The organism is Georgenia subflava (assembly GCF_009193155.1).
Taxonomy (GTDB): Bacteria; Actinomycetota; Actinomycetes; order Actinomycetales; family Actinomycetaceae; genus Georgenia; species Georgenia subflava.
The window spans coordinates 16,692-31,977 of the sequence record NZ_VUKD01000006.1 but is presented as its reverse complement, the minus strand read 5'-3'; the positions used below and the strand labels follow the sequence as shown (position 1 = coordinate 31,977).

The 15,286-nt window shown below is 73.5% G+C and carries 16 protein-coding genes; 6 read left to right on the top strand and 10 right to left on the bottom strand.

Annotation, left to right across the window (positions count from 1 at the left end; all coding sequences use genetic code 11):
• Positions 1-37: 37 nt before the first annotated feature.
• From GD748_RS17475 to pgsA, 3 genes are all read right to left on the bottom strand, one after another.
• Entirely contained in the window at positions 38-343 is a 306-nt protein-coding gene (locus GD748_RS17475; protein WP_152196529.1) for a helix-turn-helix domain-containing protein, read from the bottom strand.
• Between the two features lie 152 nt (positions 344-495).
• Positions 496-1,047 (bottom strand): CinA family protein, encoded by a 552-nt coding sequence (locus GD748_RS17470; RefSeq protein WP_319593323.1) that lies wholly within the window; start codon positions 1,045-1,047, stop codon positions 496-498.
• 17 nt (positions 1,048-1,064) lie between these two features.
• Positions 1,065-1,709, bottom strand: a complete 645-nt coding sequence (gene pgsA / locus GD748_RS17465) for a CDP-diacylglycerol--glycerol-3-phosphate 3-phosphatidyltransferase (protein ID WP_226921570.1) — start codon at positions 1,707-1,709, stop codon at positions 1,065-1,067.
• 116 nt (positions 1,710-1,825) lie between these two features.
• Here pgsA and GD748_RS17460 point away from each other — a divergent pair, with 116 nt between their 5' ends.
• Positions 1,826-3,139: a CapA family protein gene (locus tag GD748_RS17460; protein ID WP_152196528.1), complete on the top strand. Its 1,314-nt coding sequence runs from the start codon at positions 1,826-1,828 to the stop codon at positions 3,137-3,139.
• A gap of 3 nt (positions 3,140-3,142) precedes the next feature.
• Here GD748_RS17460 and GD748_RS17455 read toward each other — a convergent pair whose 3' ends face one another.
• Both GD748_RS17455 and GD748_RS17450 read right to left on the bottom strand, forming a co-directional pair.
• Positions 3,143-5,716, bottom strand: a complete 2,574-nt coding sequence (locus GD748_RS17455; protein WP_226921568.1) for a DNA translocase FtsK — start codon at positions 5,714-5,716, stop codon at positions 3,143-3,145.
• Between the two features lie 366 nt (positions 5,717-6,082).
• Entirely contained in the window at positions 6,083-6,493 is a 411-nt protein-coding gene (locus GD748_RS17450) for a hypothetical protein (protein WP_152196526.1), read from the bottom strand.
• A gap of 76 nt (positions 6,494-6,569) precedes the next feature.
• Here GD748_RS17450 and GD748_RS17445 point away from each other — a divergent pair, with 76 nt between their 5' ends.
• Positions 6,570-7,187, top strand: a complete 618-nt coding sequence (locus GD748_RS17445; protein ID WP_152196525.1) for a TetR-like C-terminal domain-containing protein — start codon at positions 6,570-6,572, stop codon at positions 7,185-7,187.
• 150 nt (positions 7,188-7,337) lie between these two features.
• Here GD748_RS17445 and GD748_RS17440 read toward each other — a convergent pair whose 3' ends face one another.
• The 3 genes from GD748_RS17440 to dapA all read right to left on the bottom strand — a co-directional run bounded on the left by GD748_RS17440 (position 7,338) and on the right by dapA (position 10,418).
• Entirely contained in the window at positions 7,338-7,715 is a 378-nt protein-coding gene (locus GD748_RS17440) for a DUF5655 domain-containing protein (protein WP_226921565.1), read from the bottom strand.
• Positions 7,716-7,730: 15 nt separating this feature from the next.
• Positions 7,731-9,416, bottom strand: a complete 1,686-nt coding sequence (locus GD748_RS17435; protein WP_152196523.1) for a ribonuclease J — start codon at positions 9,414-9,416, stop codon at positions 7,731-7,733.
• An 84-nt stretch (positions 9,417-9,500) separates the two neighbouring features.
• Entirely contained in the window at positions 9,501-10,418 is a 918-nt protein-coding gene (gene dapA, locus GD748_RS17430; protein ID WP_152196522.1) for a 4-hydroxy-tetrahydrodipicolinate synthase, read from the bottom strand.
• Positions 10,419-10,489: 71 nt separating this feature from the next.
• Between dapA and GD748_RS17425 the strand changes: the two genes are divergently transcribed.
• Positions 10,490-11,356 (top strand): GNAT family N-acetyltransferase, encoded by an 867-nt coding sequence (locus GD748_RS17425; RefSeq protein ID WP_152196521.1) that lies wholly within the window; start codon positions 10,490-10,492, stop codon positions 11,354-11,356.
• Positions 11,357-11,451: 95 nt separating this feature from the next.
• On the opposite strand, the gene dapB is transcribed toward GD748_RS17425, so the two are convergent.
• Entirely contained in the window at positions 11,452-12,219 is a 768-nt protein-coding gene (gene dapB / locus GD748_RS17420; RefSeq protein WP_152196520.1) for a 4-hydroxy-tetrahydrodipicolinate reductase, read from the bottom strand.
• An 81-nt stretch (positions 12,220-12,300) separates the two neighbouring features.
• Here dapB and GD748_RS17415 point away from each other — a divergent pair, with 81 nt between their 5' ends.
• Genes GD748_RS17415 through GD748_RS17405 form a run of 3 tightly spaced genes read left to right on the top strand, consistent with a single transcriptional unit; the run spans position 12,301 to position 13,598 of the window.
• On the top strand, positions 12,301-12,546 hold the full coding sequence (locus tag GD748_RS17415; RefSeq protein ID WP_152196519.1) for an AbrB/MazE/SpoVT family DNA-binding domain-containing protein: 246 nt from the start codon (positions 12,301-12,303) through the stop codon (positions 12,544-12,546).
• Complete coding sequence (locus GD748_RS17410) at positions 12,543-12,953, top strand: PIN domain-containing protein (protein ID WP_152196518.1); 411 nt, start codon at positions 12,543-12,545, stop codon at positions 12,951-12,953. The genes GD748_RS17415 and GD748_RS17410 overlap by 4 nt, the downstream gene beginning before the upstream one ends.
• Before the next feature lie 30 nt (positions 12,954-12,983).
• On the top strand, positions 12,984-13,598 hold the full coding sequence (locus GD748_RS17405; protein ID WP_152196517.1) for an alpha/beta hydrolase family protein: 615 nt from the start codon (positions 12,984-12,986) through the stop codon (positions 13,596-13,598).
• Between the two features lie 270 nt (positions 13,599-13,868).
• Here GD748_RS17405 and GD748_RS17400 read toward each other — a convergent pair whose 3' ends face one another.
• Positions 13,869-15,284 carry a M16 family metallopeptidase gene (locus GD748_RS17400; protein ID WP_152196516.1) on the bottom strand — a complete coding sequence of 472 codons (1,416 nt, stop codon included), beginning with the start codon at positions 15,282-15,284 and terminating at the stop codon, positions 13,869-13,871.
• Positions 15,285-15,286: the final 2 nt, after the last annotated feature.

Here is a 15,286-nt window from a genome sequence, read left to right as displayed (position 1 = left end):
CCGGGGCTCGTCGGACGGCGGGCTGGCGCCCCGGCGGTCAGCCGACCGTGCTGAGCAGCTCGGTGCGGTGCACCAGCTCGTCGGGCACCGTGTCCGGCACGTGCACGCCCTCGCTGACCGCGATCCGGTCGGAGACGGCGCGCAGCACGAAGCTCATGGGCACGTTCAGCGCCTCGCAGATGGAGGCGAGCAGCTCGGAGGAGGCTTCCTTCTGGCCGCGCTCGACCTCGCTGAGGTAGCCGAGGGACACGCGGGCGGCCGACGACACCTCGCGCAGGGTGCGTCCCTGGCGCTGGCGGGCGTCACGGAGCACGTCACCGATCTCGCGTCGAAGCAGGATCATCGTGCTGCCCTCCTCCCCTGCCCGGCTGGGCGATGTCTTACTACCGTACCCTGCAGCACGGGTCGAGCGCTGTCCGGACGGCGAGTCCGGACGACCCTGGGGGCGCCGGAGCTGCTGCCCGGCGCCGCGATAGGTATACCTGTTCGTCATCATCACCTGGTCCAACGCCCGGCGCCCGGCCCTTGTTCCCGCCCGTCGCCGGACCCGGAGCTGTCGGACGCGTCAGCTCCTCGCCGGGTCGGCGGGCGTCGCTGGAGCTCGTCGGACAGCAGGGAGCCGAGCAGCGCGAGCGCTGCGGCGACGCTCGCCCGTCGCACGAGCGCCCGGTCGCCGGCCAGCAGCAGCCCACGCACCCGGTGCCCGCCCGGGCCGAGCGCGGCGACCCAGACGGTGCCCGCCGGCGCACCGTCGGCGGCGCCGGGACCGGCGACCCCGGTGGTGGCGATCGCGTGGTCCGCGCCGAGGCGGTCCGCGGCGCCGGCGGCCATCTGACGGGCGACCTCGGGGTGCACCGGTCCGTGCGCGGCCAGGAGCTCGCCGTCGACGCCGAGCAGCTGCTCCTTGAGGTCGGTCGCGTACGCGACGATGCCGCCCCGCAGGACGGCCGAGACCCCGGGCACCGTCACGAGGGCCCCGCTCAGCGCCCCGCCGGTGAGCGACTCGGCGACGGCCAGGCTGCCGCCCTGACGGCGCAGCGCGGCCACCACCCGCCCGGCGGGGGTCAGCGCGCCGGCTCCCCGCCGGCGGAGGCGGGACCGTCGTCGGACCGTGCGGCGATGCGCCACGCCTGCAGCACGTAGTCCAGCCCGGTGATGACGGTGACCGCGACGGTCAGCAGGACGACGATCCAGGTGATGACGGAGATCGCGTCGACGAGCCCGTTGGAGACCAGGCCCGACCACGGGACGAGGAGCAGCAGGATGAAGGTGATCTGGAGCGTCGTCTTGAGCTTGCCGCCCTTGCTCGCCGCGATCACGGCGCGGCGCACCATGAAGAACCGCAGCACCGTGATCCCGAGCTCGCGGACGATGATCACGATGGTGACCCACCACGGCAGCAGCCCGTCGATCGAGAGCAGGACGAGCGCGGTGATCACGAGCGCCTTGTCGGCGATCGGGTCGGCGAGCTTGCCGAAGTTCGTCACCAGCCCCCGGCTCCGGGCGAGGGAGCCGTCGAGCTTGTCGGTGGCCGCGGCGAGCGCGAAGACCACCGTCGCCCACAACCGGGTGGCGGTGGTGTCCTGCAGGAAGAGGACGGCGAAGACGGGGACCATCGCGATGCGCAGCATCGTCAGGACGTTGGCCACGTTCCACAGCGGAACCTCGGCGGGAGGTCTGGCCGGCGTCGTTGCAGGGTCGGTCGTCACCGCCCCACCTTATGACCACCGGAGGACCTCAGGGCGCACATCGCCACGGCAGCCCGCCGCGCGAGCCGGCCCGGACGTGGCGCCGCCGGGCGCCGTCCGCGTTCTACGCTTCGCACATGGCCACGCAGTCGCCCCGGCACGGGCGCAAGACCCCCCGCCGCTCGCCCGTCGCCCCCGTGGCGGCACTCGCCGGCGTCGCGATGGTGGCTGCCGTGGGGGTCGGGCTCGCGGTCGGCACCCAGCCGCTCGCCGGGGTCGGTGCGGCGCCGGTCCCCCAGTCGCCGGTGCCGACGACGCAGGCGACGACCGCGGAGCCGGAGGCCCCGCCCACCCCGGTGCCGGACGTGACCTTCACCATCCTCTCCGCGGGCGACGTCCTGCCCCACGCGACGGTCAACCTCAACGCCGAGCAGGCCGACGGCACCTACGACTACCTCCCGCTGCTGGCCGGCGTGCAGGACTGGGTCGCCGGCGCCGACCTCGCGCTGTGCAACCTCGAGGTCCCCGTCGCCCCGCCCGGCGAGGCGGTCAGCGCGTACCCGGTGTTCGGCGCTCCCGAGGGACTGGTCAGCTCGCTCGCCGCGCTCGGCTGGGACGGCTGCGCCACCGCCACCAACCACTCCATGGACCGCGGGCTCGACGGCGTCTTCCACACCCTCGACGTCCTCGACGCCGCCGGTCTCGGCCACGTCGGCACCGCCCGGAGCCCGCTCGAGGCCGAGCAGCCGCAGATGTACACCCTCGAGCGGGAGGGCCGCGAGATCGTCGTCGCCCAACTCGCGGCCACCACGATCGACAACGGGCTGCCCGCCCCGGCCAGCTCGCCGTGGGCGGTGACCAAGGTCGACGTCGACGCCCTGGTGGCGCAGGCGCGTGCCGCGCGCGAGGCCGGCGCGGACATCGTCGTCGCCAACGTGCACTGGGGCCTGGAGTACGTCCACTCCCCCGTCGACGAGCAGCTGGAGATCGGCGCCGCGCTGGCGGAGTCCGGCGAGATCGACCTCGTCTTCGGCAACCACTCGCACGTGCCGCAGCCCATCGAGAAGCTGCCCGGCGGGCCCGACGGCGACGGGATGTGGCTCGTGTGGTCGATGGGGAACTTCATCTCCAACCAGGACTCGAAGTGCTGCACCATGGAGACGGCCACCGGGCTGCTCGTCACGGCGACCGTGACGGCACCGGCCGAGGGCCCGGCGCGGGTGACCGACCTGGAGTGGACGGCCTCGACCGTGGACCGGGTCGGCGACCAGCACATCTACCCGCTGCACGACCTGGTCGCCGGCGACCGGCCGGAGTGGCTGACTCTCGACCCGGCGACCATCCAGCAGCGCGCCGCCCGGGTCCAGGAGGTCATGGGCGCCGAGCAGCACCGCGTCGAGCCGCCGCAGCCGACCGGCCCCGCGCCGCAGGTGCTGCCCCGCGAGCGCTGAGCGCTATCGTCCGGTGAGCTCCCAGGCGTCCTCGTCGCTGTCGTCCGCGCCGTCGTCGAACGTGGCCGCGGCGGGCGGGAGGTGCCCCTCGACGCCGTCGGCGTAGCGGTCCTCGACGGCGGCCACGGGCTCGGCCTCGACGTCGTAGACCGGCTCGCCGTCGTCGTCGTCCTGGTCGTACGGGTCGCCTGCCGGGGCCTCGCCGCGCAGCATCGCCAGCGTCGCGGGGAGGTCGTCGGGCTGGACCAGGACGTCGCGGGCCTTCGACCCCTCGGAGGGGCCGACGATCTCGCGGGACTCGAGGAGGTCCATGAGGCGGCCGGCCTTGGCGAAGCCGACCCGGAGCTTGCGCTGGAGCATCGAGGTGGAGCCGAACTGGGTGGTCACCACCAGCTCGGCGGCCTGCAGCAGGAGGTCGAGGTCGTCACCGATGTCCTCGTCGACCTGCTTCTTGGCGACCGGCGCGATGACGTCCTCGCGGTACGTCGGCTGCAGCTGGGCCTTGACGTGGTCGACGACGGCGTGGATCTCGGACTCGGTCACCCAGGCGCCCTGCACGCGCATGGGCTTGGCGGAGCCCATCGGCAGGAACAGCGCGTCGCCCTGGCCGATCAGCTTCTCGGCGCCGGGCTGGTCCAGGACCACGCGCGAGTCCGCGAGGGAGGAGGTCGCGAACGCCAGGCGCGACGGGACGTTGGCCTTGATGAGGCCGGTGACGACGTCCACCGAGGGTCGCTGGGTGGCCAGCACGAGGTGGATGCCGGCCGCACGGGCCAGCTGGGTGATGCGCTGGATGGACGCCTCCACGTCGCGCGGGGCCACCATCATCAGGTCGGCGAGCTCGTCCACGATCACCAGCAGGTACGGGTAGGGCGAGATGGTCCGCTCCGACCCCGGCAGCGGCTTGACCTTCCCGGCGCGCACGCCCGCGTTGAAGTCGTCGATGTGCTTGAACCCGAAGGCCGAGAGGTCGTCGTAGCGGGCGTCCATCTCCCGCACGACCCACTCCAGCGCCTCGGCCGCCTTCTTCGGGTTCGTGATGATCGGGGTGATCAGGTGCGGGATGCCCTCGTAGATGGTCAGCTCGACCCGCTTGGGGTCGACCAGCACCATCCGGACCTCCTCCGGGGTGGACCGCATCATGATCGAGGTGATCATCGAGTTCACGAAGCTCGACTTTCCGGCGCCGGTGGCACCCGCGACCAGCAGGTGGGGCATCTTCGCGAGGTTCGCGACGACGTAGCCGCCCTCGACGTCCTTGCCGACGCCGACCACCAGCGGGTGCTCGGTGCGGCGCGCCACCGACGAGCGCAGCACGTCACCGAGCGAGACGGTCTCACGGTCGGCGTTGGGGATCTCGACGCCGATCGCTGACTTGCCGGGGATCGGCGAGAGGATGCGGACGTCGGCGCTCGCGACGGCGTAGGCGATGTTCTTGCTCAGCGCCGTGATGCGCTCGACCTTGACGCCCGGGCCCAGCTCGAGCTCGTATCGCGTCACTGTCGGGCCGCGGGAGAAGCCGGTGACCTTGGCGTCGACCGAGAACTCGGTGAGGACGGTCGTGAGGGACTCCACCACGCGGTCGTTCGCGGCGGAACGGACCTTGTGCGGGGCACCCTTGGTGAGTACCTCGTCCGAGGGCAACGTGTAGATGACGTCCGGCGCCAGCTCGAGCTGCTCGGCACGTGCCGGCAGCGGCGAGGTGGGCGGCGCGGTCAGCTCGTCCTTGGCCTTGTCCGCTCCGGCGGAGTCGGCCGTGGGGGCCGTGGCCGCGGTGCCCGCGGTGCGCCGGCGCCCGCGTCCCTTGCCGGGCATCGCCGTCGTCGCGGCCTCGTCGGCCGGTTCCAGCTCGGCGGCGGCGGTGAAGGCCTCGTCGGCGGCATACTCCCCCGGGACCACGGCCTCGCCGTCGGTGGCGCGCTGCTTCTTCCGCCGGCGCGGGGCCGGCGGGCGGTGCGTGCCGTCGGCGGCCACCAGCTCGGCGGTCGGCTCCTCGGCCGTCTCGGCCGGCCCGCGCCCGAGCAGCCAGTTCCCGGCGCTGCCGAGCTTCTGCGGGACGGCGGCGACCGGCGTGGCGGTGACGACCAGCAGGCCGAAGAGCGCCAGCAGCACCAGGATCGGCACGGCGCCCCACTCGGAGAGCAGGAGCGTCAGCGGAGCACCGAGCAGCCACCCGAGCAGGCCGCCGGCGCTCTCCACCGCAGCGAAGCTCGTGCGCGGCGACGGCAGCCCGGAGCCGATGTGGATGAGCCCGCAGACCGCGGCCGTGACGGCGAGGAGACCGATGGACACTCGTGCGTTGGCCTGCGCCCGCTCGGGGTGGCGCATCAGCCGTACGGCCATCGCGACCAGCGCGAGCGGCATCAGGACGCCCAGGACGCCCACGACGCCGGCGGCCACGTGGTGGATGACGTCACCGGCGATGCCGGAGAGGCCGAACCACTCGCGGAGGGCGATGACGATCGCCAGTCCCAGGAGCAGGAAGGCGAGCCCGTCGCGCCGCAGCGCGGGGTCGAGATCCTTCGCGCCGGATCCGACGCTGCGTGCGGTACCGCCCACCAGGTGTGCCCCTCCCATCCAGAGGCCACGCGCCATGCGGACCGGGAGCGACCGGCGCTGCGGGCGCGACTGTCTCGTCGACCGCCCGCCACCACGGGGTCCTGCACCGCTCCGGGAGCCGCGTGCCTTGGACCCTCGTGCTGTCGAGGCCGACCGTCCGGGGGAAGTCGTACGGGTAGCCATGATGGTGCCCAAACTAGCCCCGGCGCGCCGATCCGGCACCATCGCCGCGCCGCCCGGGCGGGTCGGCCGACCGTCGCAGCCGGTCCGCGGCACGGCCGCTGGCCCCCGGGCACCTGTCGGCGACGCCGATACCTGCTCGTTGCGCCGACACCTGCTGCCGGAACCGCAGGTATGAGAACGCGGCTGCAGGTATCGGGCGCGTCAGGCGGTCAGCAGCCCCACCCCGAGCGTGCCGAGCCCCGCGACCAGGAAGGCCGCTCCGACCCACAGCAGCACGACGAGCCTGTTCGGCCGGGTGCGCCCGGACCCGACGGCGGAGAGGAAGAACCCGGCGGGCATGACGATCGCGGCGACGAGCACTCCCGTGCGCGCGAGCCAGGCCCACCCGCCGGTCAGCGCGGTGACCTCGGTCAGCATCAGCGAGACGAGGCCGAGGATGATCAGCACGCCGGCGTGGGCGTGCCCGGCCCGGAAGAACGAGGTCTGGAACTCCGTCGCGGGCTGCTTCCCGCGCACGACGCGGGTCATGAAGTGGCCACCGCTGGCGACGGTGATCGCGGCGAGGACGACGATGCCGGCAGTGGTCTGCGCGGCACTGGACAGCTCGATCATGAGGACACCTCCGAGTTATCTAACACCGTTATCTAACAGTGTGCGATAACCGTCGTCAAGGCCGTACGATTCCCGGATGGCCCGCCCGCGCACCCACGACGAGACCGTCCGCCGCCGACTCCTCGAGCACGCCTCGGAGGCGATCGCGGCCGGCGGTCCTGACTCGCTGTCCGTCCGGGCGGTGGCCGCCGCTGCCGGCACGACGACGGCGGCCGTGTACTCCCTCTTCGGCAGCCGGGAAGCCCTGGTCCAGGAGGTGGTGGCCGAGGGGTTCCGGCGTTTCGCCGGCCACCTGGCCGCAGTGCCGCGTTCCGACGACGCCCTGGCGGACCTGCTCGCCCTCGGTGTGGCCTACCGGACCAGCGCCCTGGCGAACCCGCACTTCTACCGCGTGATGTTCGCGCCGCCGTCGGCGGCGGGCCGGAACGAATCGACCACCGACCGCGCCCGCCGCGCGGACGTCGACGACGGGGGTGCGCGGCCGGCCGTCGCCCGGCCGACGTTCCTCGTGCTGCGTGACGCCGTCGCCCGCGTCCGGCCCGGGGCCGGGCCCGCGGCGGCCGAGGAGGTCGCGCTGCGGCTGTGGTCGCACGCGCACGGCCTGGTCAGCCTCGAGCTGGCCGGGCTGCTGCCGGGCACCCCGGGCGAGCTCGAGACCCGCTACGTCCAGGCCCTGCGCGCCGTGCGGCTGTGACGGTCGGTGGGCACGCGCCGTGCGGCGGTGCCCCGGCGAGATCCGGCCGCGGCCGTTGCGCCCCCGGCGAGGGATCACCTGTCCCGTTCGGCCGCGCGACGCGAGCGCGCAAGGACCCGGCCACGGCGCTGAGCCGCCACGGCTCGGCCGCTACGTCCTCAGGTGCGCACCGCAGCCGACGTCGTAGGCCTCCCGCAGCCAGCCGGCGAACGTCTCGTCGAGGTCTGCGTCCTCGCGGAGCCGGTAGTGATGGACGTGCAGGTTGCGCTGGTAGGGCGTGACGCGGCGGATCCGCGCGTCCCCCGTGAGCGGACGCGTGAGGTCGAAGTATCCCTCCACACCGTGGCGCGTGGGACGTCCGCCGGCGAAGCCCCGGCGCGACCCCTTGAAGGTGATCGTGGACTTCGACACCGACAGCGAGACCTCGCCGAACGACCGGATCACCGACTCCAGCCGCCGGTACAGCGCGACGTGCTCCTCGGGCTGCTCGCGGAGGTGGTCCTCGACCGTCCAGACCTGGGCGCTCACGATGTTCGTCAGCCCTCAGGCCTCGACGACCGTCGGGATGATCATCGGGCTGCGGCGCAGCCGCTTGGCGGCCCAGCGCCCGACGACCCGGCGCATGGCCTGCTGCATCTGGTGGATGTCGGCGTTGCCGCGACCGACCACCTCGGCCAGGGACTGGCTGACGTCGGGCAGGATCGCGTCGAAGACCGAGTCGTCCTCGGCCATGCCGCGGGCCTGGATGTGCGGCCCGGTGAGGACCTTGCCGGTCGCGGTGTCCACGACGGCGAAGATGGAGATGAACCCCTCCTCGCCCAGGATGCGGCGGTCCTTGAGCTCGGCGTCGGTGATCTCCCCGACCGAGGAGCCGTCGACGTAGACGTAGCCGCAGGGCACGGCGCCGGCGATGCGCGCCTTGCCGTCCACGAGGTCGACCACGACGCCGTCCTCGGCGAGCACCACCCGCTCGGCCGGCACGCCGGTCGCGACCGCGAGCGCCCCGTTGGCCACGAGGTGGCGGATCTCGCCGTGCACGGGCATGACGTTCCTGGGCCGGACGATGTTGTAGCAGTACAGCAGCTCGCCGGCGCTCGCGTGGCCGGAGACGTGCACCTTGGCGTTGCCCTGGTGGACCACCTTGGCGCCGAGGCGCATGAGCCCGTTGATCACGCGGTAGACGGAGTTCTCGTTCCCGGGGATGAGCGAGCTCGCGAAGATCACGGTGTCGCCGGGGCCGACCGCCACCCGGTGGTCCCGGTTGGCGATCCGGCTCAGCGCCGCCATCGGCTCGCCCTGGGACCCGGTGGCCATGAGGACCGTCTCCGACGGCGGGTAGTCGTCGATCCGCTTGACGTCGATGAGGGTGTTCGGCGGGACCTTGAGGTAGCCGAGGTCGGCGGCGATGCCCATGTTGCGCACCATGGACCGACCCACCAGGGCGACCTTGCGCTCGTGCAGCGAGGCGGCGTCGAGCACCTGCTGGAAGCGGTGGACGTGCGAGGCGAAAGAGGCGACGACGATCTGCCCCTCGGCCTGGGCGAAGACGTTGTCCAGGACCGTGCCGATGTTGCGCTCGTGGGCGGTGAAGCCGGGCACCTCGGCGTTGGTGGAGTCGGTCATGAACAGGTCCACGCCCTCCTCGCCGAGTCGGGCGAAGGCGCGCAGGTCGGTGATCCGGTTGTCCAGCGGGAGCTGGTCCATCTTGAAGTCACCGGTGTGCAGGACGTTGCCCGCGCCGGTGCGGATCATGACGGCGAGAGCGTCCGGGATGGAGTGGTTCACGGCCACGAACTCCAGCCCGAAGGGCCCGAGCTGCTCGGTCTGCCCCTCGCGCACGGCCAGCGTGACGGGGGTGATGCGGTGCTCCTTGAGCTTCGCCTCGATGAAGGCGAGCGTCAGCTGGGAGCCCACCAGCGGGATGTCGCCACGCAGCCGCAGCAGGTACGGCACGCCACCGATGTGGTCCTCGTGCCCGTGGGTCAGGACGATCGCCTCGATGTCGTCGAGGCGGTCGGCGATGTACTCGAAGTCCGGCAGGATCAGGTCGACGCCGGGCTGGTGGTCCTCGGGGAAGAGCACGCCGCAGTCGACGATGAGCAGCCTGCCGGCGTGCTCGAAGACGGTCATGTTCCGGCCGACCTCGCCGAGCCCGCCGAGCGGGACGATCCGGAGGCCTCCCTGCGGGATCGGGCCGGGCGCGGACAGCTCAGGATGGGGATGGCTCACGGACCCATCTTGCCAGGCGGTGCCGACGACGGCTCCCAGGGCCGCCGTCGTGGGACGCCGTGCCCTCGCCGGGCCGGCCGGCGGTCAGGCCGGGAGCAGCCCCTCCTCGCGGAGCATCGTGGCGAGCGCGTCGAGCTCCGCGTCGGCGGGCCGGACCAGTGGCAGCCGCACCACCGGGCACGGGATGACGCCCTGGAGGTGGAGCGCGTGCTTCGCCATCACCGCCCCCTGGCCGCCGCCCATCATCCCGGCGACGACGGGGCGCAGCCGGGCGGCGACGTCGCGCGCGCCGGGCAGGTCGCCGGCGTCGACCGCGCGCACCATCTCGGCGTAGTCGCCGGCGACCACGTGCCCGACGACGGAGATGACGCCGGACGCGCCGTGGGCGAGCCAGTCGAAGTTCAGCGCGTCGTCGCCGGAGTAGAACTCCAGCCCGGTGCGCGCCATCCGCTCGAACCCGGCGGGTACGTTGCCGGTCGCGTCCTTGACCGCCTTGATGCGGGGGTGCTCCGCGAGCCGGTCGAGCGTCTCGTCCCCGATCGCCACACCGGTGCGCCCGGGGATGTCGTAGAGGACCACCGGGAGGTCCACGGCGTCCGCGACCGCCTTGATGTGCTGGTAGACACCCTCCTGCGAGGGCCGGTTGTAGTACGGCGAGACGACGAGCAGGCCCTGGGCGCCGGAACGCTGGGCACCCTTGGCGATCCGGACCGCGTGCGCGGTGTCGTTGGAGCCGGCGCCGCCGATGATCATCGCCCGGTCCCCCACGGCGTCGACGACGGCCCGGACGAGAGCGTCCTTCTCCGGCTGGTGGGTCGTCGGGGACTCCCCGGTGGTGCCGTGCAGGACGAGGGCGTCGCAGCCGTCGTCCACGAGCTTGACCGCCACCGCGACGCCGGTGTCGACGTCGATCGAGCCGTCCTCGTGGAAGGGCGTCACCATCGCTGTCGCGACGGAGCCGAAGGTGCGCGACGGGACGCGCGGCGTGGCTGGCTGGGTCATGACCAGAAGGTAGCGCCGTCGCCGCCGGGAAGCAGTCAGGCGTCCCACATCCTGGCGGTTAACCTGGACCGGTGACCTCCGCGGACGACCTCGACCCCGACGACGTGCTCGGCTCCCTCATGCGGGGTACCGGCGCCGGTCCCGGCTCCTCGCCCGGGGGCATCGACCCCCACGCGGGCCACGACCACGGCGACCCGCACGCCGGGCACGACCACGCGGACCCGCACGCCGGGCACGGCCACGGCGACCCGCTGCGTCCGTCGGCCGACCTGTCGGTGCGGCCGGCGGTGGCCGAGGACGCCGCCGAGCTCGGGAACCTGCACGCCCGCACCCTGCGCGCCTCCCTCGCGGCCGGCACCGGGGCGGAGCTCGACCCGGTCGTCGCGTCGATGATCGACCCGGTCGAGCTGGGCCGGTCGTGGTCCTCGGCGATCACGGCGGCTCCCTCGCCGCAGCACCGCGTGCTCACCGCGCTCGCCGGGGCGCAGGTGGTCGGGTTCGCGGCGATCGCCCCGGCCGAGGTGGCCGTCGACGTCCGGGCCGCCGAGCCCGACGGCGGAGCGACCGGCGCGATCGACGACGGCGGAGCGCCCGGCACCACCGACGGTGGAGAGCCGGGTGCGGCCGACGCCGTCCAGCCCGGCACGACGTCGCCCGGCACCGCCGGCGCCGACGACGCGGGGTCCGTCGGAGAGATCCTGGCGCTCGAGGTGCCCGCGGCCTTCGGGCGGCGCGGGCACGGCTCCCGCCTCCTCGCCGCCTGCGTCGACCTGCTGCGCGACCAGGGCGTCCGCCGGGTGCAGACCTGGGCGGTGCAGGGCGACGACGCCCGGACCCGGTTCCTCAGCCAGGCCGGGTTCGCCCCGGCCGGGCTGCGTCGAACCCTCGACGTCGGCGGCCACGAGCTCGTCGAGACCTGCTGGTACGCCGAGATCTGAACGCTCTCCGTCGGTCACGACGCGGCCGACCGGCCGCGGTCCGCCGGCCCGACCGCTCTGCACGCAGGGCGCGAGCACCTGGTGCGGCAGTGGTGTCAGCCGAGGTCGAGCACCTGGTCCAGCCCGAACGTCAGGCCGGGACGGTGGACGACCTCGCGCACCGCGAGCAGCACCCCGGGCATGAAGCTCGTCCGGTCGAAGGAGTCGGTGCGGATCGTCAGCTGCTCCCCCGGGTTGCCGAGCAGGATCTCCTCGTGCGCGACGAGGCCGCGCAGCCGTACGGCGTGCACGTGGACCCCGTCGATGATCGCGCCGCGGGCACCGTCGACCTGGCTCTCGGTCGCATCCGGCACCGGGCCGAGCCCGGCCTCGGCGCGGCCCTCGGCGATGTGCCGGGCTGTCGTCACCGCGGTGCCCGAGGGGGCGTCCACCTTGTCCGGGTGGTGCAGCTCGACCACCTCGGCGGACTCGAAGAACCTCGCTGCCCGCCGGGCGAAGCTCATCGCCAGCACGGCGGAGAGCGCGAAGTTCGGGGCGATCAGCACGCCCAGGCCCTGCTCCCGCGTGGCGCCGGCCTCCGCGAGGTGCTCGCGCACCCGGGCCAAGGACTCCTCGGTCCACCCGGTGGTGCCGACGACGGCATGCACACCGGCGTCGATGAGCGCGTGCACGTTGGCCTCGGTCACGCTCGGCACGGTGAAGTCCACGGCAACCTGTGCGCCCGAGCCCGCCAGGGCGGCGACATCGTCGCCCGCGTCGAGACGCTCGACGAGCTCGAGGTCGTCCGCGCCCTCCACCGCCGCGCAGACGGTCGAGCCCATGCGCCCGTCGGCGCCGATCACTGCCACTCTCACTGCCGTCATGCGACGACCGTAGGCGATCCACCCGCGGGACGTCGTCGCGACCGAGCCTTGACCGTCGGCGACAGATGGTAGATTTCTACCATGCGTACCACCATCGACGCTGCGGGCCGCATCGTGGTCCCGAAGGCGCTGCGAGACGCGATGGGTCTCACAGCTGGACGGGTGATAGACGTGGTGTTCACGGACGGACGGATCGAGATCGACCTGCCGCCCGCCGAGGTGACCGTCGCCGGGGACGAGGGCATGCCCCGCCTCGTACCGACCGACGATCTCCCGGCCCTCACCGACGAGCAGGTCCGTGACACGCTCGAGTCCACGCGCCGGTGACCGCCGGAATCACCTGTGACACCAGTGTGCTGGTGCCCGCCCTCATCTCGTGGCACCGCGAGCACGAAGCGGCACGGCACGCGATCGCCGGCGGTGTGGATGTCGTCCCCGCCCACGTAGTCATCGAGTCCTACAGCGTCCTCACCCGCCTCCCGGCTCCGCACCGCATCTCGCCGGAGGACGCCGCGAACGTCCTCTCCCGACTCGCTGTGAGGGCGGTCGGCGTCCCCGACAGCACCTACCGTGCGTTGGTCACCGAGCTCGGACGCTCCCGCCTCACGGGCGGCGCGGCCTACGACGCTCTGGTTGCCGTCACCGCACGTCACCACCGCCTCCGTCTCCTCACCCGGGACCGTCGTGCACGCGGGACCTATGACTCGGTCGGTGTGGAGTACACGATGCTGTGACGGCACAGGTGGTCGCCGTATCCTCGCCCCATGGACGCCCGTACCGTCGAGCTGAGCACGCCGCACGGGCCGGCACGGGCACATCTGACCGAGGTGACGGGCGCCCGGGCCGCGCTGATGCTCGGCCACGGCGCAGGGGGCGGCGTGGGGGCGAAGGACCTCGTCGCGACGGCGCAGGTCGCCGAGGCGCTCGGGATCTCGGTCGCGCTCGTGGAACAGCCCTACCGCGTGGCCGGCCGGCGCGCCCCGGCTCCGGCGCGCCAGCTCGACGCCGCGTGGACGGCGGTGGCCGGGCACCTGACCCCGGGCCCGTTCGCGGGTCTGCCGCTGGTCACCGGGGGCCGCTCGTCGGGGGCGCGGGTCGCGTGCCGCACGGCTGGCGCCGTGGGCGCCGTCGCGGTCGTGTGCCTCGCGTTCCCACTGCAGCCGCCGGGCAGGGCGGAAAGGCCCAGCCGGCTGCCCGAGCTCGACGGCGCGGGCGTCCCGACGCTCGTGGTGCAGGGCGCGAAGGACCCCTTCGGCATGCCGCCCGGTGGACCTGGCCGGACGGTGGTGGTCGTCGAGGGCGACCACTCACTCAGCCAGGACCTCCCGTCGCTCCGGTCGGCCCTGACGGAGTGGCTCGACGTCGTCCTGCCGCGCTGACCGGCCGCCGTCTCGAGGGACGCCGAGGTCGCTGATCTGGCTGCTATAGCGACCATCCGAGCGAACTCGTCGCGACGCGTCGCAGACGGCCGGCCCGGTCCCAGTAGCCGCGACGTGTCGCAGTGGGCCGGCTCGGCTCCGTAGCCGTGACGTGTCGCACACAGCGGGCTCAGCCCACGTAGCCGCGACGTGTCGCAGTCGGCCGGCTCGGCTCCGTAGCCGTGACGTGCCGTAGACGGCCGGCCCGGCCCCCCGTGGCCGCGGCCCGGCTCAGGCGCTCAGCAGCGCGCCGGCGACGTCGTCCTGGAACGGCCCGACGACCACGAGCGAGCGCGGCGCCGCCGCGAGCTCGGCGGCGAGCTCGCGCACCTGCTCCGCGGTCACCTCGGAGATGCGGGCGATGAGCTCGTCGAGGCTGGTCAGCTCGCCGTGGACGATCTCGGCACGCCCGAGGCGGGACATGCGTGAGCCGTTGTCCTCGAGGCCGAGCACCATGTTGCCGCGGAGCTGGCCGACGCCGCGCTCGAGCTCCTCGACGGTGATGCCGTCGGTGGCGAGACGTCCCCACTCGGCCCTCAGCAGCTCGACCACCTGGGGGACGTTGCCGGGCGCACAGCCGGCGTACAGCCCGAAGGTGCCCGCCTCGGCGTAGGAGGACGCGAAGGCGTAGGTCGAGTAGGCGAGGCCACGCTTCTCACGGACCTCCTGGAACAGGCGCGAGCTCATCCCGCCGCCGAGGACCGTCGTCAGGACCGAGAGGATGTAGCGGCGGTCGTCACCTGCGGCGATCCCCGGTCCGCCGAGCAGCACGTTGGCCTGCTCGGTGGGACGGTTGACGGTCAGGGCGGAGCCCGTCGACGGCAGCAGCGCGGACTCGGGGCCGGGGACGACGACGGCACCCGAGCCGGGCACCGTGACGCCACGGGCGCGTGCCTGGACGGCGCCGATCCGGCGCTCGGCCGGGACGCCGTCGGCCTCGAGCTGCCAGCCGCCGCGCCGCACGCCCTCGAGGACGCGTGCGCACAGCTCGTCGTGGTCCACGCTGCCGGCGGCCGTCACCACCAGCTCGCTGGGGACGTAGGTCTCGCGGTAGTGCGCGAGGACCGCGTCGCGCGGTACGGCCCGGATGGTCTCCGGGGTGCCGCCGATGGGGCGGCCGAGGGGGTGCTCGCCGAGCACGGCGCGGGTGAAGCGCTCGTGGGCGACGTCGACCGGGTCGTCGTCATTCATCGCGAGCTCCTCGAGGATCACGCCGCGCTCGGTCTCGAGCTCGTCGGCGTCGATGACGGAGGAGGTGACCATGTCGAGGATGACGTCGACGGCCATGGGCAGGTCGACGTCGAGCACCCGGGCGTAGTACGCGGTGTGCTCCTTGCCGGTGGCCGCGTTGGCCTCGCCGCCGACGGCGTCGAACGCCTCGGCGATGTCCAGCGCGGACCGGCTGGGGGTGCCCTTGAACAGCAGGTGCTCGAGGAAGTGGGTGGACCCGTGGTGGCCGTCGGACTCGTCACGCGAGCCGACGGCCACCCAGGCGCCCACCGCCGTCGAGCGCTGGGCCGGCATCGCCTCGGTCAGGACCCGGATCCCGCCGGGCAGGACGGAGCGCCGGATGACGCTGCCGTCCTGCTCGGTTCGGATCTCGGTGCCCGGGGCGCCGGCCGGGCCCAGGTTCAGCGAATGCGGCATCC